The 21,010-nt window shown below is 72.2% G+C and carries 10 protein-coding genes and 1 pseudogene; 5 read left to right on the top strand and 6 right to left on the bottom strand.

Going from position 1 to position 21,010, the window contains the following annotated elements; genetic code table 11:
- Positions 1-18: 18 nt before the first annotated feature.
- A pseudogene (locus tag ACERZO_RS01525) lies at positions 19-285 on the bottom strand (carbohydrate binding domain-containing protein); the annotation flags it as partial.
- A 39-nt stretch (positions 286-324) separates the two neighbouring features.
- Complete coding sequence (locus ACERZO_RS01520; RefSeq protein ID WP_372660431.1) at positions 325-471, bottom strand: hypothetical protein; 147 nt, start codon at positions 469-471, stop codon at positions 325-327.
- 236 nt (positions 472-707) lie between these two features.
- On the opposite strand from ACERZO_RS01520, the gene ACERZO_RS01515 reads away from it, so the two are divergent.
- Both ACERZO_RS01515 and ACERZO_RS01510 read left to right on the top strand, forming a co-directional pair.
- Positions 708-1,460 (top strand): GH12 family glycosyl hydrolase domain-containing protein, encoded by a 753-nt coding sequence (locus ACERZO_RS01515; protein WP_372660428.1) that lies wholly within the window; start codon positions 708-710, stop codon positions 1,458-1,460.
- Between the two features lie 7 nt (positions 1,461-1,467).
- Positions 1,468-2,835: an endo-1,4-beta-xylanase gene (locus ACERZO_RS01510; RefSeq protein ID WP_372660426.1), complete on the top strand. Its 1,368-nt coding sequence runs from the start codon at positions 1,468-1,470 to the stop codon at positions 2,833-2,835.
- Positions 2,836-2,866: 31 nt separating this feature from the next.
- Here the strand turns inward: ACERZO_RS01510 and ACERZO_RS01505 are convergent, their stop codons facing one another.
- Positions 2,867-3,013 carry a hypothetical protein gene (locus tag ACERZO_RS01505; protein WP_372660417.1) on the bottom strand — a complete coding sequence of 49 codons (147 nt, stop codon included), beginning with the start codon at positions 3,011-3,013 and terminating at the stop codon, positions 2,867-2,869.
- A gap of 59 nt (positions 3,014-3,072) precedes the next feature.
- Between ACERZO_RS01505 and ACERZO_RS01500 the strand changes: the two genes are divergently transcribed.
- From ACERZO_RS01500 to ACERZO_RS01490, 3 genes are all read left to right on the top strand, one after another.
- The gene (locus ACERZO_RS01500) at positions 3,073-3,723 is read left to right on the top strand and encodes a DUF4230 domain-containing protein (RefSeq protein WP_372660413.1); all 651 of its coding nucleotides are present in this window, start codon (positions 3,073-3,075) and stop codon (positions 3,721-3,723) included.
- Between the two features lie 207 nt (positions 3,724-3,930).
- Positions 3,931-4,299: a hypothetical protein gene (locus tag ACERZO_RS01495; RefSeq protein ID WP_372660410.1), complete on the top strand. Its 369-nt coding sequence runs from the start codon at positions 3,931-3,933 to the stop codon at positions 4,297-4,299.
- Positions 4,296-4,790, top strand: coding sequence for a roadblock/LC7 domain-containing protein (locus ACERZO_RS01490; protein ID WP_372660407.1), 495 nt, complete (start codon positions 4,296-4,298; stop codon positions 4,788-4,790). Before ACERZO_RS01495 ends, ACERZO_RS01490 begins: the two co-directional genes overlap by 4 nt.
- A 46-nt stretch (positions 4,791-4,836) precedes the next feature.
- On the opposite strand, the gene ACERZO_RS01485 is transcribed toward ACERZO_RS01490, so the two are convergent.
- Genes ACERZO_RS01485 through ACERZO_RS01475 form a run of 3 tightly spaced genes read right to left on the bottom strand, consistent with a single transcriptional unit; the run spans position 4,837 to position 21,010 of the window.
- Positions 4,837-5,034 (bottom strand): MbtH family protein, encoded by a 198-nt coding sequence (locus ACERZO_RS01485; RefSeq protein WP_372660404.1) that lies wholly within the window; start codon positions 5,032-5,034, stop codon positions 4,837-4,839.
- Complete coding sequence (locus tag ACERZO_RS01480) at positions 5,034-6,287, bottom strand: MFS transporter (protein WP_372660402.1); 1,254 nt, start codon at positions 6,285-6,287, stop codon at positions 5,034-5,036. Before ACERZO_RS01480 ends, ACERZO_RS01485 begins: the two co-directional genes overlap by 1 nt.
- Entirely contained in the window at positions 6,284-21,010 is a 14,727-nt protein-coding gene (locus tag ACERZO_RS01475; RefSeq protein ID WP_372660399.1) for an amino acid adenylation domain-containing protein, read from the bottom strand. Before ACERZO_RS01475 ends, ACERZO_RS01480 begins: the two co-directional genes overlap by 4 nt.

The raw sequence follows: 21,010 nt of genomic DNA, 5'->3' as shown, positions 1-21,010 counted from the left end.
GCCGAACCAGAAGGCCAGCTGCCCGTTGCCCGCGGCCGGAAAGTCCAAAGTGGACGTGAAAGTTACACTGTAGTGCTGCGTCGCCGGGGTGACCGTCAGGTCGGTCCGCGAGATCTGCCGGTACGGCGAAACGGCTTCACCGGCGACGGCGGAGATCTGCTGGGTGGTCGTCGCGTGCGCGTCGAACGTCAGGGTGTACTGCTGCCCCGCCTCGAACGGCACGCCGTTCTGGCCGGCCAGCGCGTCGTACCCGTTGGCCGTGCCGCCGGGGACGTCGGTGCAGAACTCGCCCGCGGTGACGTGGCCGGTCGTGCCCGCCCCGGCTCACCACGGGTCGAGCGTGCCACCGGAAAAAGTACCGTTGAGCAGGCGCTCGTAGTCCGCGGCGGCCGCGGGCGCGGTGCCTCCCGCCAGCCCGAGCGCCACCGCGACCAGCAGGGCCGGACCGGCCCGCAGCTTTCTTGCCCGCATTCGCCATCTCCTCGTCTTCGTCGGCGTGCCGATGGTGATCCCGGACTGAGAGCGCTCCCAGGTGACGGTAACCGCTCCCCCGCGCCGTTGGCAATCGCCGGCGAAACTTTCGAAGCGGTCCGGAAAATTGATCACCGATCAGGTCTTTGCTCACCGGTTCCGGTGTGGTTTCATCGAGAACGGTCCGAGCTGAGAGCGCTCCCAGAAGCGTTCCCCACGACGAAGTGGAGCGGCACGTGAAACTGAAGCACGCCCTGTCCGCGGTAGCACTGTTCACGGCCGGCCTGCTGGCCCCGGTCGTCGGCACGGCGCCGGCCGCCCACGCGGACACCCTGATCTGCGACCAGTACGGCTCGACCACGATCGGCGGCCGGTACGTGGTGATGAACAACCGCTGGGGCAGCAGTGCCCAGCAGTGCATCAACGTCACCGGCAGCGGGTTCCGCATCCAGACCCAGCAGGGCTCGACCAGCGGCGGCGCGCCCCTGTCGTACCCCGCGGTCTACCTCGGGTGCCACTACGGGAACTGCTCCCCCGGCTCGCCCCTGCCGCGGCAGCTGAGCCGGATCGGCAGCGCGTCGTCGTCGATCTCCTACACCTACGTCGGCGGCTCGACCTTCGACGCCTCCTACGACATCTGGATGGACCCGACGGCGAAGACCAACGGGGTCAACCAGATGGAGCTGATGATCTGGTTCAACCGCGTCGGCGGGGTGCAGCCGGTCGGCGGCCGGGTCGGGACCACGACCATCGGCGGCCGGGGCTGGGAAGTGTGGCAGGGCAACAACGGCGGCAACGACGTGGTCTCCTACGTGGCCCAGTCCACGATCTCCGGCTGGTCGTTCAACGTGATGGACTTCGTCAACGACGTCGACAACCGCACCCGCGTGGATCGCTCCTGGTACCTGACCAGCATCCAGGCGGGGTTCGAGCCGTGGAGCGGCGGCGTCGGCCTCGCGGTCAACTCCTTCTCCGCCAACGTGGGTTGAGGCAGCCATGAAACCGATTTCGCGCGCAGCGCTCGCATCCGCGTTCCTGGCGACGTCGCTCGGCGTTTCGCTGGTGCTCGCCACCTCCGCCGGGGCGGCTTCGACGCTCGGCGCGTCGGCCGCCCAGACGGGCCGGTACTTCGGCACCGCCGTCTCGGCCGGGAAGCTCGGCGATTCCACCTACGTCGGCATCCTCGACCGTGAGTTCACCATGGTCACCCCCGAAAACGAGATGAAGTGGGACGCGACCGAGCCCAACCAGGGCCAGTTCTCGTACTCGGGCGGCGACCGCATCCTCAACCAGGCGGTCAGCACCGGCAAACGCGTGCGCGGCCACGCTTTGCTGTGGCACCAGCAGCAGCCGGGCTGGGCCCAGGGGCTCAGCGGGTCCGCCCTGCGGCAGGCCGCGATCAACCACGTCACCCAGGTCGCCACCCACTACAAGGGCAAGATCTACGCGTGGGACGTCGTGAACGAAGCCTTCGCCGACGGCGGTGGCGGCGGACGGCGTGACTCGAACCTCCAGCGCACCGGCAACGACTGGATCGAGGCCGCCTTCCGCGCCGCGCGCGCCGCCGATCCCAGCGCGAAACTCTGCTACAACGACTACAACACCGACGGCGTCAACGCGAAGAGCACCGGCATCTACAACATGGTGCAGGACTTCAAGGCCCGCGGCGTCCCGATCGACTGCGTCGGCTTCCAGTCGCACCTCAGCAACTCCGCTCCCAGCGACTACCAGGCCAACCTGCAGCGGTTCGCCGACCTCGGCGTCGAGGTCCAGATCACCGAGCTGGACATCTCCGGGTCGAACCAGGCCGCGGTGTACGGCACGGTCACCCGGGCCTGCCTGGCCGTTGCCCGGTGCGCCGGCATCACGGTCTGGGGCATCCGCGACACCGACTCATGGCGCACCGGCGAAAACCCGCTGCTGTTCGACGGCAACGGGAACAAGAAGGCCGCTTACACGAGCGTCCTCGACGCGCTGAACGCCGGCGGCACCACGACCACCCCGACGACACCCACGACACCCACGACCCCGACCACACCGACGACTCCGACCACCCCGACGACTCCGGGGCCGGGCGGGTGCACCAGCTCGGTGTCGCTCAACTCGTGGAACGGCGGCTTCGTGGCCACGGTGCGGGTGACGGCCGGGTCGAGCGCCCTCAGCGGCTGGTCGGTGACGACGAACCTGCCGGCGGGCGCGGCCGTCACCAACAGCTGGAGCGCCGGCAACAGCGGCACCAGCGGGGCGGTGACCTGGACCAACGTGAGCTACAACGGCAGCGTCGCGGCCGGTCAGTCCACCGAGTTCGGCTTCCAGGGCACCGGCAGCGCCGACGGCGTCACGTCGACCTGCGCGGCCCGCTGACGTCCACTGTGGACAGAGCGTCGCCCGGGTGTCACGCCGCCCGGGCGACGCTCGACGCCGCCACGGGGTCGCCGGGCGCGCCGAGCTTCTCGCCCTTGCGGTACCCGCCGAAGATCAGCCCGAGCACCACGATGACGACGACGATCACCAGGATCCACAGCCACACGGACTTGCGCACACCGGACACCGTACCGCCGGGCCCGCTTGACCGCGCGCCGGCCTGGGTAATCTTCCGGCATGGGTGCTTGGGGCAAGCGGCTGGTCGCGGCCGGGGTGGCAGTGGTGCTTTTGGCGGTGGCGGTGCTCGTCGCATCGGCGGTGCACCTGTTACCCCAGTTGCGCAACCCGTTCGCGGAGAAGACCGAGGAGCGCTCGGGGCCGGTGCTGCTGCAGTCGATCGTCGAGCTGTCCCGCTACGAGGCGGCGAGCGGGTCGTTCCAGGTGATCGTCGACATCGAGAAGAGTTCGGTCCTGCCGAGCTTCCTGGTGGGCAGCGACACGATGTTCGTCGGCGTGGGCACGGACAACGCGTACGTGGACTTCTCGCGCTTGAAGGGCGAGGCGGTCAAGGTCTCCGACGACCGCCAGTCGGCCACGATCACGCTGGGCCACGCGCAGCTGGAGCCGGCGACCCTGGACGTCAAGGAGTCCTATGTGTACGCGCAGCAGCAAGGTCTGTTCACCCGGATCAACGACTTCCTGAACGGCAACCCGAATTCCCAGCAGGCGCTGTACGAGCTGGCCCAGAAGAAGATCCAGGAGGCGGCCGGCAAGAGCACGCTGGTGGCCGACGCGGAGCGGAACACGAAGACGATGCTGGTCGGGCTGCTGCAGTCGCTCGGGTTCAAGAACATCACGGTGACGTATGCGGACAACGCCGCCGGCTGACCGTTCACGCGATTTGCGACCTGCAATTTGCAGTCCGGCCCCCGGAAAACGAATCCCGGGCCCGCTCACCTTGTGTGAGAAGAATCCACTGGTACCCCGGCAGAAATACCGCCGCGAACCGTGTTCAAGTTGCGCCGAACGGTCGTACGGGAAGCCGTCGCGGACACATAACGTCACATGCCTTCGGAAGCGAAAGGCATCTTCTCCATGAGCATCGAATTGGCGTTGAAAGAAGCGATGTCCATTCCCGGTGCCGTCGGCACGACGCTCGTCGACTACGACAGCGGAATGTCGCTCGGTTCGATGGGCGGTGGCGACTGGCTCGACCTCGACATCGCGGCGGCCGGCAACACCGAGGTCGTCCGGGCGAAGCTGCGGGTGATGGCTTCCCTCGGGCTCGACGATTCCATCGAGGACATCCTCATCACGCTGAGCCGCCAGTACCACCTGATCCGGCCCCTGACGGCCCGAGGCAACTCCACGCTGTTCCTCTACCTCGTGCTGGACCGGGAACGGGCGAACCTCGCGCTCGCGCGGCACAGCCTCAAGCGCATCGAGACCAGTCTCGCCGTATGAAGGCGGCCGACACCTACGGCCAGTACCCCGGTGGACCGCTGCCGATCCGCCGCCCGTCCGCGGACACCGGGCCGCCGCCCGATCCGGCGGTCGCGGGCGCCAAGCCCGACCCCGGCCGGACCCTGGAGGTGCTGCGCCGGATCCGCGAACAGGTCGACCAGGTGGCCGGACTGCTCGTGGCCACGCACGACGGCCTGGTCCTGGCCAACGACAACGAGTCCATCGAAGCCGACAGCGTCGCCGCCATGGCGGCGGCGGCCGTCGGGCTCGCCACGCAGTTCGCCGCCCACGCCAAGATCGGCGAGTCCCGCGGCGCGATGTTCGAAGGCAGCTCGGGCTACGTCGGCGTCTTCCCCGTCGAGTCGACCCTCCTGCTCGTCGTGTTCGGGCGGCCGGACATCACGATGGGGCTGTTCACCCTGGCCGCCAAGCAGGCGCTGACCCTGCTGCGGCAGGCCATGCCGCCGAAGGCGACGCGACGCGCGCAGTGAACTCCGGACGGGGACCCGGGCCGGAGCCCGGGTTCCCCGGCCGAGGTCAGCCGGCCGACATCCGTTCCCGCAGGCTGCGGGGCCGCATGTCGGTCCACACCTCGTCCACGTGGTCCATGCACTCCTGCCGGCTCCCCCGCGTGCCGTCGGGCCGCCAGCCGGCCGGGACCTCCTTGTCCGCCGGCCAGAGGGAGTACTGGCCCTCGTCGTTGAGCAGGACCTGGTAGGTGGTGTTCTCGTCCATCAGGACTCCTTGGTGTTGACGGTTTCGACATCGGACACGGAAGGGAAGCCGCGCAGGGTCCGGCTGAACGTCGTCAGCACGGTGACCGCCGCGATCGCCCCCGCGCAGCTGAGCACGGCGGCCGGATCGGGGAGCAGGTCGACGAGCCAGCCGCCGAGCGCCGGGCCGAGCGCCGCGGCCAGCCCGCCCGTCACGCCCATCACGCCGCCGAGGCGGCCGCGCAGCTCGTCGGGCGTGAAGAGCAGCTGGTAGGTGTTGATGGTCGTGTTCGCCGCCGGGGCCAGGAACGCCATCGCCGCGAACAGCAGGCCCATCAGGTAGCCGTCGTGCACGAACACCGCCAGCGGCGTCAGCAGCGTCAGCCCCCAGAACACGCCGATGATCAGCGCGTACGGGCTGAGTTTGCGGTGCAGGTACGGCGCGGCGAGCGCCCCGGCGATGCCGCCGCCGCCGAGCATCGCGGCCATCACGCCGATCTCGCCGGGCGGCACGCCGCGTTCGTTCGCCAGCACGATGATCACCAGGTAGTACGCCGCGAAGAACAGGTTCAGGACGATCGCGCACACCGCCGTGACGCGCACGCGCGGCTGGCGCCACACCCAGCGCAGCCCCTCGACGATCTCGCGGCCCAGGTGCGCGGGCGGGCGTTCTTCCGCCGGTTCGGGACGCGCGGGCAGGCGGACGAACACCAGCGACACGAACGCGGCCACGTGCGCGACGACGTCGAAGACGAACGGCACGAACCGGCCCAGCGCGAACAGGAACCCGCCGAGCGCCGTGCCCGACAGCTGGCCCGCGCTGGTGCGCGCCGCGTTCAGCGCCACCGCCGACGGGACCTGCTCGGTGCTCACCAGCCGCGGCAGGCTGGCTTCCTCGGCGGGTTCGAACAACGCCCGGCACAGCCCCATCAGGACGGCGACGACGACGAGCTGCGCCACTCCGGCCACGCCCCACCAGAGGGCGAGCACCAAGCTGGCCGCCCCGAGCGCCTGCACGGCCTCGCAGCCGAGCATGATCCGCTTGCGCGACCAGCGGTCCACCAGAGCGCCGGCCGGCAGCCCGGCGACCAGCTGCGCGATCGCGATCGCGCCGAGCACCAGCCCGGACTGCGCGGCCGAGCCCGTGAGCGCCAGCACCAGCAGGGGGAACGCGATCGTCGTGGTGCTGAACCCGGCCTCGGACACGACCTGGCCGGTCCACAGCAGCCGGTAGTCCCGGTTGCGGGACAGCTTCTCCTTGCTCGGCGCGCTCATGCCTCCTCCCCCCGGCAGTCGGCGGCGATGCGCCGCAAGGCTTCGGCGAAGCCGGCAGCGACGGCTTCGACGGTCGTGCGGTCGTGCCGGTCCGGCCGGAAGAACCAGGTGAACTCCAGCCGGCCGTCCCGGACGCCGCCGACCACCTCGAGGAGGTGCGCGGGGACGTTCGCCGGGTCCTGCTCGCGGCCGATCGGCGGGTGCGACGCGCGGAAGAGGCCGTCGCCGCCGCCCGTCCCGTCGCCCTGGCCCAGGTAGTTGAACGCCAGCTGCGGGGTGTTCGTCCCCAGCTCCGGGCACCGGTAGGAACGCAGGACGCCGTGGCCGAAGCCGTTGCCCGGCACCGCGCGCAGCTGCCGCCGCACGGACTTGACCAGCGCGCGCCAGTCCGCGTCCTGGTCGATCGTCAGCCCGACCGGGAACAGCGTGGTGAACCAGCCGACCGTCCGGGACAGGTCGACGCCGTCGAGGACTTCCTCGCGGCCGTGCCCTTCCAGGTCGATCGCGACCGAGTCATGCCCGGTCCACCGGCGGACGGCCCACGCGAGCGCGCTGAGCAGCACGTCGTTGATCCGCGTCCGGTAGGCGCCGGGCGCGAGGTGCAGCAGGGCGTCGGTGTCGCGCTCGCCGACCTCGAGCGGGACGGACTCGACCGTGGCCGGTCCATCGCCGGTGTGGTCGAGCGGGAGCGCGCAGCCCGGCAGTTCGCGCGCCCAGAACTCGCGCTGGTCGTCCAGGCCGCCGCCTTCGGCGAACTCGCGCAGCCGCCGTGCCCAGTCGCGGAACGACGTCGTCTTCGCGCCGAGGTCCGCCTTCTCGCCCGCCTGGATCTGCCCGTAGGCCCGCTCGAGGTCCTCCACGAGGATGCTCCACGACACCGCGTCGACGACCAGGTGGTGCGCCGCCAGGAAGAGCCGGTCCGGCTCGAACAGGACCGCCCGCAGCTGCGGTGGCCGCGCGAGGTCGAAGCTCGCGTGCACTTCGTCGGCGACGGCTTCGGGGTCCGAAGTGGACAGTACCCGCAGCGGGACCGGCGCTTCGGGTGCGTCGTTGTGCTGCCGCCACTGCCCGTCGTCGCGGGTGAACCGCAGGCGCAGGGCGTCGTGGTGGGCGACGACGGCGTCGAGCGCCTGCTGCAGGGCCTCCTCGTTCGGCGGGCCGGCCAGTTCGAGCAGCACGGACTGGTTGAAGTGGGCCGGGTTCGCCGGCTCCGCGTCGAGGAACCACCGCTGGATCGGCGTGAGCGGCACCTCGCCGACGACGGCTTCGTGCTGAGCCCGGTCTTCGTCGGCCGCGGTGACCACGGTCGCCAGCGACGCGACGGTCTGGTGGGCGAACAGGTCCTTCGAGCGCATCCGCAGTCCGGCCAGCCGCGCGCGGTGCACGACCTGGATGCTGAGGATCGAGTCCCCGCCCAGCTCGAAGAAGTTGTCGCGCGCGCCGACACGCTCGCGGCCCAGCACCTCGGCCCAGATCGCGGCCAGCGCCGTCTCGACCGGCCCCGACGGCTCGACGTACCGGTGCTCCTCCGCGTCGGCGTCCGGCAGGGCGGCCCGGTCGAGCTTTCCGTTGCGCGTCACCGGCAACGCGTCCAGCGCGACGATCGCCGAGGGCAGCATGTACTCCGGCAGCGACCGGCCGAGGAACTCGCGCAGGTCCGGTTCGGCGTCCGGGACGACGTAGGCGATCAGCCGCCCGTCGCGGGCGAGCACGGCCGCGTCGGTGACGGCCGGGTGCGCCCGCAGCGCGGCCTCGATCTCGCCGGGTTCGATGCGGTGGCCGCGGATCTTGACCTGCTCGTCGGCGCGGCCGTGGTAGACCAGCTCGCCGTCCGGCCGCCGGGTCACCCGGTCGCCGGAGCGGTACATCCGCTCCCCTGGTGGCCCGAACGGGCAGGCGACGAACCGCGACGCCGTGAGCCCGGGCCGGTCGAGGTAGCCGCGGGCGAGCCCGTCGCCGGCGATGTACAGCTCGCCGGGGATGCCCGGCGGCACCGGGTTCAGCCCGGCGTCGAGCACGTACAGGCGGGTGTTGCGGATCGCGTGCCCGATCGGGACCGGCCCGGCGGGGACGGCGTCCCCGGGTTCGACGCGGTATTCCATGCAGCCGACCGTCGTCTCGGTCGGCCCGTACTCGTTGATCACGGTCGCGGCCGGGTGAGCGTGGCGCCACCGGTCGAGCACGTCGCCGAGCAGCTGCTCGCCACCGACGACGAGGTCCCGTGGATCGCCCGCCAGGACGGGCAGGTGGCTGGGCGTCGCCTTGAGGAACGTGCACGGCACGGGCTCGGCCTCCAGCACGTCGGCGACCCGGATGCGGCCGCCGGCCAGGAGCGGGCCGAACAGCGTCGTGACGGTGAGGTCGAACGAGACCGACGAGTGCAGCACGGCCGTGCCACCCAGGCCCGGGTACGCGTCGACGGCCCAGCGCAGGTAGTTGGCCGCCGCGCGGTGGCTCACGACCACACCCTTGGGCCGGCCGGTCGAGCCGGACGTGTAGATGACGTACGCCGGGCACTCCGGGTCGAGGGCGGCTTCCGGTGCGTGGTCCGGGAAACCGGCCGCATCGACGTCTTCGACCACGCAGACCGGACGCGCGTCTTCGAGCATGTAGGCGATCCGGTCGGCCGGGTAGCCCGGGTCGATCGGGACGTACGCCGCCCCGGTCTTGAGCACCGCCAGCAGCGCCACCAGCAGGTCCGCCGACCGCGGCAGCAGGACCGCGACCCGGGTCTCCGGCCCGGCCCCGGCGGCGATCAGCTTGTGCGCCAGCCGGTTGGCGCGGACGTCGAGTTCGCGGTGGCTGAGCGAAGTCCGGTCGTCGGACACGGCGACGTCGTCGGAGTCGTGACGCAGCAGGGTGGGCAGGGCGACGTCCGGCCGCGGGTCACGCGGGGCCGTGGCCAGGACGTTCTCGCGTTCGCCGGGCAGGAACAGCGAAAGGTCACCGACGGGCCGGTCGGGGTCCGTCGCGGCTTCGGTCAGCAGGACCCGCAACCGCGCGGCCACCCGCTCGATGGTGGCCGTGTCGAACAGGCCGGTGCTGTAGTTGATCGCCCCGCGCAGCGCGCCGTCGTGCTCCTCGAACTGCACGAGCAGGTCGAAGGTCGCGGTCGTCATCGGCAGTGCGACCTCCTCGGCGGCGAGGGTGCCGCCGCCCGGCTCGTCGCCGGTGTTCTGCAGCGCCACCATCACCTGGAACAACGGCGTCCGGCTCGAGTCGCGGACCGGCTGCACCGCGTCCACCACCCGCTCGAACGGCACGTCCTGGTGGGCGAAGGCGTCGAGGACCGTGGTCCGCACGTCGGCGAGGAACTCACGGAAGGGCCGTTTGCCGTCCACAGTGGACCGCAGGACCAGGGTGTTGACGAAGAAGCCGATGAGGCGCTCGAGTTCGGGCCGCTCGCGGCCGGCGGTGACCGTGCCGACCGCGACGTCCTCCTGCCCGGCCCACCGGGCGAGCAGCACCTGGCAGGCGGCGACGAGGGTCATGAACAGCGTGCCGTCGCCTTCGCCCGCCAGCTCCTTGAGCCGCGCGGTGACGTCGGCGGGCACGGTGAACTCGACCCAGTCGCCCTCGGTGGTGCGCACGGGCGGGCGCGGGCGGTCGGTCGGCAGTTCCAGCGGCGCCACGCCGTCGAGGCGCTCGCGCCAGTGGCCGAGCTGTTCGGCCAGCACCGGGCCGTCGAGGGATTCCCGTTGCCAGACGGCGAAATCGGCGTACTGAACGGGCAGTTCGGGCAGGTCCGGTTCGACGCCGCGGGTGAACGCGGTGTAGCAGGCGTCGAGTTCCGACGTGAGCACCCCGGAAGACCAGCCGTCGGTGACGATGTGGTGCAGCGCCAGGAGCAGCACGTGCTCGTCGGGCGCCTGCCGGAACAGGCGCGCCCGCAGCAGCGGCCCGGTGCGCAGGTCGAACGGCTCCCGCAGTGCCCGCGTCAGCGCCTCCTCGGCGAAGTCCTCGACGGGCAGCTCGACGTCGGACGGCTCGTGGACGAGCTGGACGCCCCGGCCGTCGACGGTGGCGAACGTCGTCCGCAGCGACTCGTGCCGGGCGACGACGGCGGTCAGCGCCCGGCGCAGCGCGGGCACGTCCAGCTCGCCGCGCAACCGCAGCGCCGTCGGCGAGAGGTATTCGGTGCTGCCCGGTTCGAACTCGTCCAGGAACCAGAGCCGTTGCTGGGCGAAGGAAAGCGGCAGGGCGCCGTCCCGCGGGACCGCCGGGATCGGCCGCGCGGTGGCCTGTGCCACGGGCAGCGCAGCGGCGAACCGGCCGAGGGTGGGCGCGGCGAACAACGCACGCGGCGAGACCTCGACGCCGAACTCCGCCCGCACGCGGGAGGTGATCCGCATGCTGCTGATCGAGTCGCCACCGAGCTCGAAGAAGCTGTCGGTGCGCCCGACGCGCTCGACGCGCAGCACGTCGGCCCAGATTTCGGCGAGCCGGATCTCGGTCGTCGTTTTCGGAGCGACGTATTCGGCTTCGGCGTCGCGCTCGGGGGCGGGCAGCGCGGCGCGGTCGATCTTCCCGTTGCGGTTCAACGGGATCGCGGTCAGGGCGACGAACGCCGACGGCACGAGGTAGTCCGGCAGGCGGCCGCGCAGCCAGGTCCGCAGGTCTCGGGTTTCGCCGACGACGTAGGCGACGAGCCGGCCGTCGCGGGCGACCACGGTCGTGTCGGTGACCGCCGGGTGCTGCCGGAGCGCGGCCTCGATCTCGCCCGGTTCGACGCGGAAGCCGCGGATCTTGACCTGGTCGTCGACGCGGCCGAGGTAGTCCAGCCGCCCGTCGGCGGCCCGGCGCACGCGGTCGCCGGTCCGGTACATCCGGGTCCCCGGCGGCCCGAAGGGGTCGGCGACGAACCGGTCGGCGGTCAGGCCGGGCCGGTTCAGGTAGCCGCGGGCGAGCTGCGGTCCGGCGAGGAACAGTTCTCCCGCGACGCCGTCGGGCACCGGGTGGCCGGCCGTGTCCAGCACGTAGGCCGCCAGGTTGGCCAGAGGCCGTCCGATCGACGGCCGGTCGCCGGTGACGGGGGCGTGCGTGGCGTCGACGGTCACTTCGGTCGGGCCGTAGTAGTTGTGGGCGGTGACACCGGATTTGGCCAGCTCGCGCCAGAGGGCTTCGCCGGTCGCTTCGCCGCCGACGAGCACGGTGGCGGGCCGGTGGTTTCCGTTCAGGAGCCCGGCGCCGAGGAGCTGCTGCAGGTAGGTCGGGGTGAGGTCGAGCAGGTCGATCCGGTGGTCGCGGACGTACCGGACGGCGGCACGCGGGTCGAGCCGGGTGTCGTCGTCGAGGACGTGCAGCTCGTGGCCCTCGACCAGGGCGAGCAGCGGTTCCCAGGAGGTGTCGAAGGAGAACGACGCCGTGAGCGCGGCCCGGGTGCGAGGGCCGCCGAGGAAGACGCCGCGGTGGTTCGCGAGCATGTTCATCAGTCCGCGGTGCTCGACGAGCACGCCCTTCGGCCGGCCGGTGGAACCGGAGGTGTAGAGGACGTAGGCGGTGTTCGAGGGGCTGGGGCGGGTGGCGACGGCCGCATCCGATGCGACCCGCGGCTCGGTGCCGTCCAGCACCACCACCGGGCGCGCGTCCTCGACCGGCATCCGCACGCGATCTTCGGGCAGCCCCGGATCGATCGGCAAATAAGCCGCCCCGGCCTTGAACGCGGCCAGGATCGCGATGACCGCCTCCGCCGAGCGCGGCAGCCGGATCGCCACCACTCGCTCGGGCCCGGCCCCCGCCGCGACCAACCGGCGGGCCAGCTCGCCGGCGCGAGCGTCGAGTTCGGCGAACGTCAGCCGGGTGTCGCGGAAGACGAGCGCCGTCTCGTGCGGGGTTCGCGCGGCCGTCGCCTCGAAGACGTCCAAGACCGTGCCCGCCGGGACGTCGAGCGCAGCACCCACCCCGGCCTCGACCAGTTCCCGCCGCTCTTCGGGTGTCGACAGGGACAGCTCCCCCACCCGGCGGTCCGGGTCGGCGGCGATCGCCCGGACCAGCTGAGCGAGCTGCCCGGCCAGCCGCCGGACCGTCGGCTCGTCGAACAACCGCGGATCGTAGGACAGCTCGAGGCCGAGCCGGTCGTGCAGGAACGCGGTCAGGTTCAGCGGGTAACTCGTGGTGTCGAGCGAACTGACGTCCAGCACGCGCACGCCGTCCTGCCCGCTGTCTTCGATCGGGTAGTTCTCGAACACCACCACGCTGTCGAACAACGCCGTACCGGCCGGAACCGCGGTGAACGCCTGCAACCGCGACAGCGCGAGGAAGTCGTACCGCCGCGCTTCGGCCTGCGCGCCCTGGATTCCCCGCAGCCACTCCGCCACCGGCAGTCCATTGTGTACGGAGACGCGGGTCGGCACGGTGTTGATGAACATGCCGATCATCGCCTCGACGCCGGGCAGCTCGGCCGGCCGCCCGGAGACCGTGGTGCCGAACAGGACGTCGGACTCGCCGCTGTGCCGGGCCAGCAACACCGCCCACGCGCCCTGGACGACCGAGTTCACCGTCAGCGCCGCCGTCTTCGCCACCTCGCGCAACCGGGCCGACTCCGAAGAGGACAGCTCCACCCGCACCTCGGCGGCCGACTCGGCCCGGTGAGCCTCCTGCGGACGACGGTCGTACGGCAACGGCGTCGGAGCCGCGAAGTCGCCGAGCACCGCGCGCCAGTGCCGTTCGGCTTCGGCGTGGTCCTGCGCCGCCAGCCAGGCGAGGTAGTCGCGGAACGGCCGGCGCGGGGCCAGCTCGGCGGTCCGGCCGCCGGCGATCGCCGCGTACTGCTCGGCCACCTCGCCGAAGACCTGGGCCGTGCTCCAGCCGTCGAGCAGGACGTGGTGCGACGTCCAGACCAGCTGGACCTCGTCGTCGGCGACGCGGGCGATCTCCAGGCGCATCAACGGCGGTGCCGTCAGCTCCATCCCCGCGGCCTGGCCGGCTTGGAGCAGCGAGACCAGCGCCGTCTCCTGCTCGGCCTCGGCCAGGTCGCGCCAGTCGTGCTGCCCGACCGGGACGCGGACCTGCCGGTGGACGCGCTGGAGCGGCTCGTCGACGCCGTCCCAGACCATGCTGCTGCGCAGGATCGGCGTCCGGTCCACCACGCGCTGCCACGCCTCGGCGAGCGCGTGCGGGTCGCGGACGCCGGCCAGCCGCAGGCGGAACTGGTCGAAGTACGCGCTCGAATCGCGGTCGACCAGGCTGTGGAAGACCATCCCGGCCTGCAGCGGGGTGAGCGGGTAGATGTCCTCGACGTCGCGGCCGTCCCCGGCGAGCCGGTCGACGGTGCCCTGGTCGAGCCGGGCCAGCGGGAAGTCCGACGGAGTGCGGCCACCGGCGCCGGCGCAGTGGTCCACCACCTCGGCCAGGGCCTCGACCAGCTCCGAAGCGAGCGCGCGCACGGTGCTCTCGTCGTGCACTTCGTCGGAGTACTCCCACGTGAAGTGCAACTCACCCGCTTCGACGACCCCGACTACGTCGAGCAGGTACGGCCGCGTGCCTTCCGGGTCGCTGTCGTGCCCGAGCGGCTCGCCGCGGCCGGAGTACCAGCCGTCGCCGTCGACATCCCAGCGACCGTGGTAGTTGAAGGAGATCCGCGGGGACGGGTCGTCGCGCAGCGCGGCACCGGGCGCGTCCGGCGGGCTCAGGTAGCGCAGGGCTTCGTAACCGGCGCCCTTGTCCGGCACCGCGCGCAGTTGTTCCTTGACGGCCTTGAGGACGTCGCCCCAACCCCCGTCGGGAACCGTGAGAACCACCGGGAACTGCGCGGTGAACCAGCCGATCGTCCGGGACAGGTCCAGCGGGGCCGCGATTTCCTCGCGGCCGTGGCCTTCCAACGCGACGACGACGCGCGACCGGCCCGTCCACCGGGCGAGCACCCGGCCGAGGGCGCTGAGCAGCACATCGTTGACCTCGGTGCGGTACGCCGCCGGCACATCGTGCAGGAGCGCGGCGGTCTCGGCCCGGCCAAGTGACACCGAGACCGCCCGCGCCGACTTCGCGCGGTTGCGGCCGGAGCGGTCGACCGGGAGTTCCGTCCGCGCACCGCGCAGCGCAGTTTCCCAATACGCGGTGTGCTTGTCGAGGCGTCCCATTTTCACGTGCTCGGCCAGCGATCGGGCCCAGTGGGTGAACGAGCTGCCCACCGGTTCCAGTGCCTCGCCGTGGTAGGCGCGGTCGAGGTCGCCGAGCAGGACGCGCCAGGAGACGCCGTCCATGACGAGGTGGTGGGCGGTCAGGAACAGCTGGGGTGCGCGGTCGGCGAAGGTGAACAGCACCACCCGCCAGACCGGGCCGTTCGCGATGTCCAGGGACGTCTGCGCGCGGACGGCTTCGGCCTGCATCGCGACGTCGACATCGTCCACTTCGGACAGGTCGACGTGCCGGAGGACATCGGCGGTCTCCGCGGCGGCGGGTTCCTGCCACCAGGTCCCGTCCGCCCGGGAGAACCGCATGCGCAGGGCGTCATGGCGTTCGGTCACCGCGGCGACCGCGCGAACGAGCCGCACTCTGTCCACAGCGGACAGGACGACGTGGACGGACATGGTCAGCCGCCACGGCTCGTCGAGGTGCTCGAACAGCCACGACTGGATCGGGCCGAGCGGCGCGGGCCCGGCCTCCTCGACGACCGCGGGGGCCGCATTCGGCGTGGCGACCCGGGCCAGCTCGGCGACGGTCTGGTGCTGGAACAGGTCCTTCGACGAGATCCCCAGGCCCGCCTGCCGGGCGCGGGCGACGACCTGGATGCTGAGGATCGAGTCGCCGCCGAGGCCGAAGAAGTTGTCTTCGACGCTGACCCGGTCGACCCCCAGCACCGCCGACCAGATGCCGGCCAGCACCGTCTCTTCGGGTGTACGCGGGGCCACGTAACGGGTTTCGGTGCGCGCGCCGGGTTCGGGCAGCGCCTTGTGGTCGAGCTTGCCGTTGGCGTTGAGCGGCAGTTCGGCCAGGCCGACGAACACCGCCGGAACCATGTGCGCGGGCAGGGACCGGCCGAGGAACTCGCGCAGCGCGGTGCTCCCGGGCACGGTCCCGGTCAAGTAGGCGACGAGCCGGCGCGTGTCGCCGGTGCCGTGGGCGACGACGGCGGCCCCGGTCACGTCCGGGTGCGCGGTCAGCGCCGCCTCGACCTCGCCCAGCTCGATGCGGAAGCCGCGGATCTTGACCTGGTGGTCGGCACGGCCGCGGTAGGCCAGTTCGCCCCCGGAGGTCCAGCACAGCAGGTCGCCGGTGCGGTACATCCGGGTGCCGGGCGCGTCGAAGGGGTCGGCGACGAACCGGGCCGCCGTCAGCCCCGGCCGGTTGAGGTACCCGCGGGCGAGTCCGGCGCCGGCGACGTACAGCTCGCCGGTGACGCCGGGTGGGACCGGCGCGAGGTCCGCGTCGAGGACGTACGCGCGCAGGTCCGGGATCGGCACGCCGACCGTGGCCGGGCCATCGCCGTCGAGGACGCGGTGGGTGACGTGCACGGTGGTCTCGGTGATGCCGTACATGTCCACCAGCCGCGGGCCGTCCGGGTGCCGGCGGCGCCAGTCCGCCAGCCGCACCGGATCCAGGGCCTCCCCGCCGAAGACGACGTACCGCAGGCTCAGCGGCGGCGACGGCAGCGTGCCGAGCCGGTAGAACGCCGAGGGAGTCTGGTTCAGCACGGTCACGCGCTGCTCGGCCAGCAGCGTCAGGAAGTCTTCGGGAGCGCGGACGACATCCGCCGGGACGACGACGAGCCGGCCGCCGTGCAGCAACGCGCCCCACAGCTCCCACACCGAGAAGTCGAAGGCGTAGGAGTGGAAGAGCGTCCAGACGTCCTGGTCGTCGAAACCGAACCAGTGCGCGGTCGAGGAGAACAGCCGCGTGACGTTGGCGTGCGGGACGAGCACACCCTTCGGCACGCCGGTGGAGCCGGAGGTGTAGATGACGTACGCGGTGTTCTCCGGGTCCACCCGCACCCCGGGGTCGGTGTCCGGCCACTCGTCGGCACGGACGTCGTCCACGACGCGGACCGGGCGGGCGTCGGCGAGCGTCGCCTCGATGCGCGCGGGCGGGTAGTCCGGGTCGATCGGCAGGTAGCCGGCGCCGGACTTGAGCACGCCCAGGACGCCGACGACGAGGTCGGCCGAGCGCGGCAGCCGCAGCGCGACCAGCCGGTCGGGCCCGGCCCCCTCGGCGATCAGCCGGTGGGCCAGGCGGTTCGCGCGCCGGTCCAGTTCGCGGTAGGTCAGCTCGGTGCCCTCGTGCGTGACGGCGACGGCGTCCGGCGTGCGTGCCGCCTGCGCGGCGAACAGCTCGGGCAGCGTCGGCTGTGGCTCGGGCTCGCCCACCGGATTCCATTCGCGCAGCACCAGTTCACGCTCGGCGCCGGTCATCCACGGCAATGTGCTCAGGGGACGCGACGGCGTGGCCGCGATGCCGTCCAGGAGGGTGCGCAGCCGGCCGGTGAACCGCTCGATCGTGGCGGCGTCGAACAGGTCGGTGTTGTAGTTGACGAGCGCGTCGAGCCGGCCGGCCGTCTCCTGGAAGTGGACCATCAGGTCGAAGCCCGCCGTGACGACCGGCGGGGCCAGCTCTTCGACATCGAGGCCGGGCAGCGCGGGCCGGGCGTCCGGGGTGTTGTGCAGCACGACCATCACCTGGCACAGCGGCGTGCGGCTGGTGTCCCGCTCGGGCTGCAGGTCGTCGACGACGCGGTCGAACGGGACGTCCTGGTGGGCGAAGGCGTCCAGCACGGTGTCCCGCACGTCGCCGAGGAAGGCGTCGAACCCGCGACGCAGGTCCACAGTGGACCGCAGGACGAGGGTGTTGACGAAGAACCCGACCAGGCCTTCCAGCTCGGTGCGCTCGCGGCCGGTGACGACCGTGCCGACGGCGATGTCGTCCTGCCCCGACCAGCGGGCGAACAGCAGCTGGCAGGCGGCGAGCAGCGTCATGAACAGCGTGCCGCCGTGCTGCCGGGACAGTTCCTTGAGCCGGGCGGTGGTGCCGGCCGGGACGCGGAACTCGTGCAGGGCGCCGTTCTTGGTGCGGACGGCCGGGCGCGGCCGGTCGGTGGGCAGGTCCAGCACCGGGACGCCGTCGAGGCGGTGCCGCCAGTAGCTCAGCTGGTCGTCGAATTCCGTACGCTCCCGTTGCCAGACCGCGTAGTCGGCGTACTGCAGGGGCAGCGGCGGCAGCGCCGGGTCTTCGCCGCGGGTGAACGCGGCGTAGCACGTGGCCAGCTCGTTCAGGAGCACGCCCGAAGACCAGCCGTCGGTGACGATGTGGTGCAGCACCAGGGTGAGCACGTGGTCGCCGGGGGCGAGCCGGGTCAACGCGGTGCGCAGCAGCGGTCCGGTGCGCAGGTCGACCGGACCGGTGGCGCTGTTCAGCGCGGTGGCGAGGTCGCCGCCGGTCACCGGGACCTCGACCGCGTACGGCGGGTGGATGATCTGGACGCCGCGGCCGTCGACGGTCGCGAACGTCGTACGCAGCGACTCGTGCCGGGCGACCAGCGCGGTGAGCGCCTGGTTCAGCGCCGCGGTGTCGAGTTCGCCGCGCAGGCGCAGGACCGTCGGTGAGACGTACTCCGTGCTGCCCGGCTCGAACTCGTCGAGGAACCACAGCCGTTGCTGCGCAAAGGAAAGCGGCGCTTCGAGGGGTCCGCCGTCGCGCGGCAGGAGCGGGATCGCCGCCTGCGGCGCGGCCGCCTCGGGCAGGTGCGCGGCCAGCTGCGCCGGAGTCGGAGCGGTGAAGACGAGCCGGGCGGGGACGTCGGCGCCGAGTTCGTCCCGGAGCCGGGAGACGACCCGGATGCCGAGCAGCGAGTCGCCGCCGAGGTCGAAGAAGTCGTCGTCGACGCCGACGCGTCCGACGCCGAGCACCTCGGTCCAGACCCGGGTCACCAGCCGCTCGCGGTCGTCCCGCGGGGCCACGTACTCGGTGGCCGCGGCCAGTTCCGGTTCCGGCAGGGCCCGGCGGTCCAGCTTGCCGTGCCGGGTCAGCGGCAGCCGGTCGAGCCGCACGAAGACGGACGGCACGAGGTGGGCCGGCAGCGTCCGGGACAGTTCGGCTTTCAGGTCGGCGGCGTCGCCGACGACGTACGCGACGAGCCGGCCGCCGCGCACGTCCACCGCCGCGTCGGTCACGAACGGCCGCAGCGCCGCCTCGACCTCGCCCGGTTCGATCCGGAACCCGCGCACCTTGACCTGGTCGTCGACCCGGCCCAGGTGTTCCAGCTGCCCGTCCACCCAGCGGACGCGGTCGCCGGTGCGGTACAGCCGCTCTCCCGGGCCGCCGAAGGGGTTGGCGACGAACCGGTCCGCGGTCAGGCCCGGCCGGCCGAGGTAGCCGCGGGCCAGCTGGGCCCCGGCGAGGCAGAGTTCGCCGGGCACACCGGGCGGGACGAGCCGCAGGTGCTCGTCGAGCACGTACGCGCCGACGTTGCCCAGCGGACGGCCGATCAGCGGGCGGTCCCCGGTCACCGGCGCGCAGGTGGCGTCCACAGTGGACTCGGTGGGCCCGTAGTAGTTGTGGGCGGCGGTACCGGAGGCAGCCAGTTCGCGCCACAGATCGCGATCCATGGCTTCCCCGCCGACCATCAGGAACCGCGGGCAGTGCTCGCCGGTCAGGAGCCCGGCGGGCAGCAGCTGCCGCAGGTAGGACGGCGTCACGTCGAGGAAGTCGACGCGCGAGTCGCGGACGTACCGGGTGAGCTCGGCCGGGTCGAGCCGGGTTTCGTCGGTGATCAGGTGCAGTTCGTGGCCGTCGGCCAGCAGCAGCGGGCCTTCCCAGGACGTGTCGAACGACAGCGTCGCGGTGAGCGCCACGCGCATCGGGTCGCGCCCGAACACCGTCCGGTGGTTGGCGAGGAGGTTGACCAGGGCCGCGTGCTCCACGATCACACCCTTGGGCGTGCCGGTCGAACCGGAGGTGTGGATGACGTAGGCGGCGTCGGACGGGCGTGGCCCGGCCGGTCTCGATCTGCCGGTGGGCACGACGGTGCCGGCCAGCACGACCACCGGCCGCGTGTCCTCCAGCAGGACGCGGATGCGTTCCTCGGGCAGCCCGGGATCGATCGACAGGTGCACCGCGCCCGCCTTGAGCACGGCGAACAGGGCGACGATCGCGTCGGCCGAGCGGGGCAGCCGCACGGCCACGACACGGTCCGGGCCGGCACCCCGCGCGGCCAGGTCGGCCGCGAGCGCGTCGGTGCGGGCGGCGAGTTCGGCGAAGGTGAGCCGGAGGTCGCCGCAGACCAGCGCGGTCGCGTCCGGCCGGGTCCGCGCCTGGTGGTCGAGGAGGTCGACGACGGTCGTCGCGGGGACGTCGAGCGTGCTGCTCCCCCACTTCAGCAGCGTGGCTTCTTCGGCTTCGGTCGTCAGCGGCAGGTCGGCGATCCGGCGCGCCGGGTCCGCGGCGATCCCGCCCAGGAGCCGTAGCAGGTGGGTGAGCAGGCGGTCGATCGTCGCGGCCTCGAACAGCTCGGTGCTGTACTCGACGAGCCCGGCCAGCCGCCCGCCCGACTCCTCGAACTCGATCGAGAGGTCGAAGTTCGAGGAATCCCGCGCCACGTCGGCCGGTTCGGCGGTGAGGCCGGGGAACGACGGGCCGCCCCCGGCGCTGTGCAGCAGCACCATGACGTCGAACAGCGGATGGCGGCCGGGGTCACGGCCGGCGTGGACGGCGTCGACGAGTTCCTCGAACGGCACGTCGTCGTGGGCGAAGGCGTCCAGGACCGTCTGCCGCGCGCTGGCCAAGTGGTCGGCGAACGACACCGAAGTGTCCACAGTGGAACGCAAGACGACGGTGTTGACGAAGAACCCGACTACCCGTTCCAGTTCCGGCCGGTCACGGCCCTGCACGACCGTGCCGAGCGCGATGTCGTCCTGCCCGGTGTAGCGCGCGAAGAGGGCCTGGCAGGCGGCGACGAGCACGGTGAACAACGTCGTCTCCGACGCCCGGGCCAGTTCGGCCAGCTGCCGCGCGACGTCGTCGGGGACGGTGAACTCGCGGACCGCACCCGCGGTGCCGCGCGTGGCCGGACGCGGGTGGTCGGCCGCCAAGTCCACGGGGGTGATCCCGGCGAGCTGGTCCTTCCAGTGCTCGAGCCCCGCCGGGCGGGTCGGCCGGTCGTGCTGCCACCGTGCGAAGTCCGCGTACTGCAGGGGTTGCGGCGGCAACTCGGCATCCGAGCCGTCGCGGTAGAGCAGCCCGAGTTCTTCGGTGAGCACGCCCATCGAGGCGCCGTCGGTGGCGATGTGGTGCACGCAGACGAGCAGGACGTGCTCAGCCGGGCCGAGCCGGGCCAGGAGAGCGCGCAGCAGCGGGCCGCGGCCGAGGTCGAACGGCCGGACGTATTCCTCGCGCAGCACAGCGTCGAGGTCGGCCGCGTTGACGTCGACGACGGGCAGCGGCACCTCGTACGGCGGCTGGACCACCTGCACGCCTTCGCCGTCGACCTCGGTGAAGGTGGTGCGCAGCGGCTCGTGCCGGGCGACGAGCAGCCGCAGCGCGGTGCCCAGGGCGGCGACGTCGAGTTCGCCGGTGAGGCGCAGGGCGAACGCGCTGTTGTACTCGGGGTCTCCGGGCCGCAGCCGGCTGAGGAACCAGAGCCGGCGCTGCGCGGACGACAGCGGGATCGGGCGGGAGCGGTCGGCGGCGGCCGGGATCTCCGGCGTGCGCGCCCCCGCTCCCGCCATCCGCCGGCGCAGCGCTTCCTGCAGGTGGGCGGGCAGCGCCGCGATGCGGTCCTGTCGGGACGTGGTCAT

Source organism: Amycolatopsis kentuckyensis (assembly GCF_041679295.1).
Lineage (GTDB): Bacteria > Actinomycetota > Actinomycetes > Mycobacteriales > Pseudonocardiaceae > Amycolatopsis > Amycolatopsis kentuckyensis_A.
Note: the sequence above shows the minus strand (reverse complement) of the source record. Positions and strands in the feature narration are given on the sequence as shown.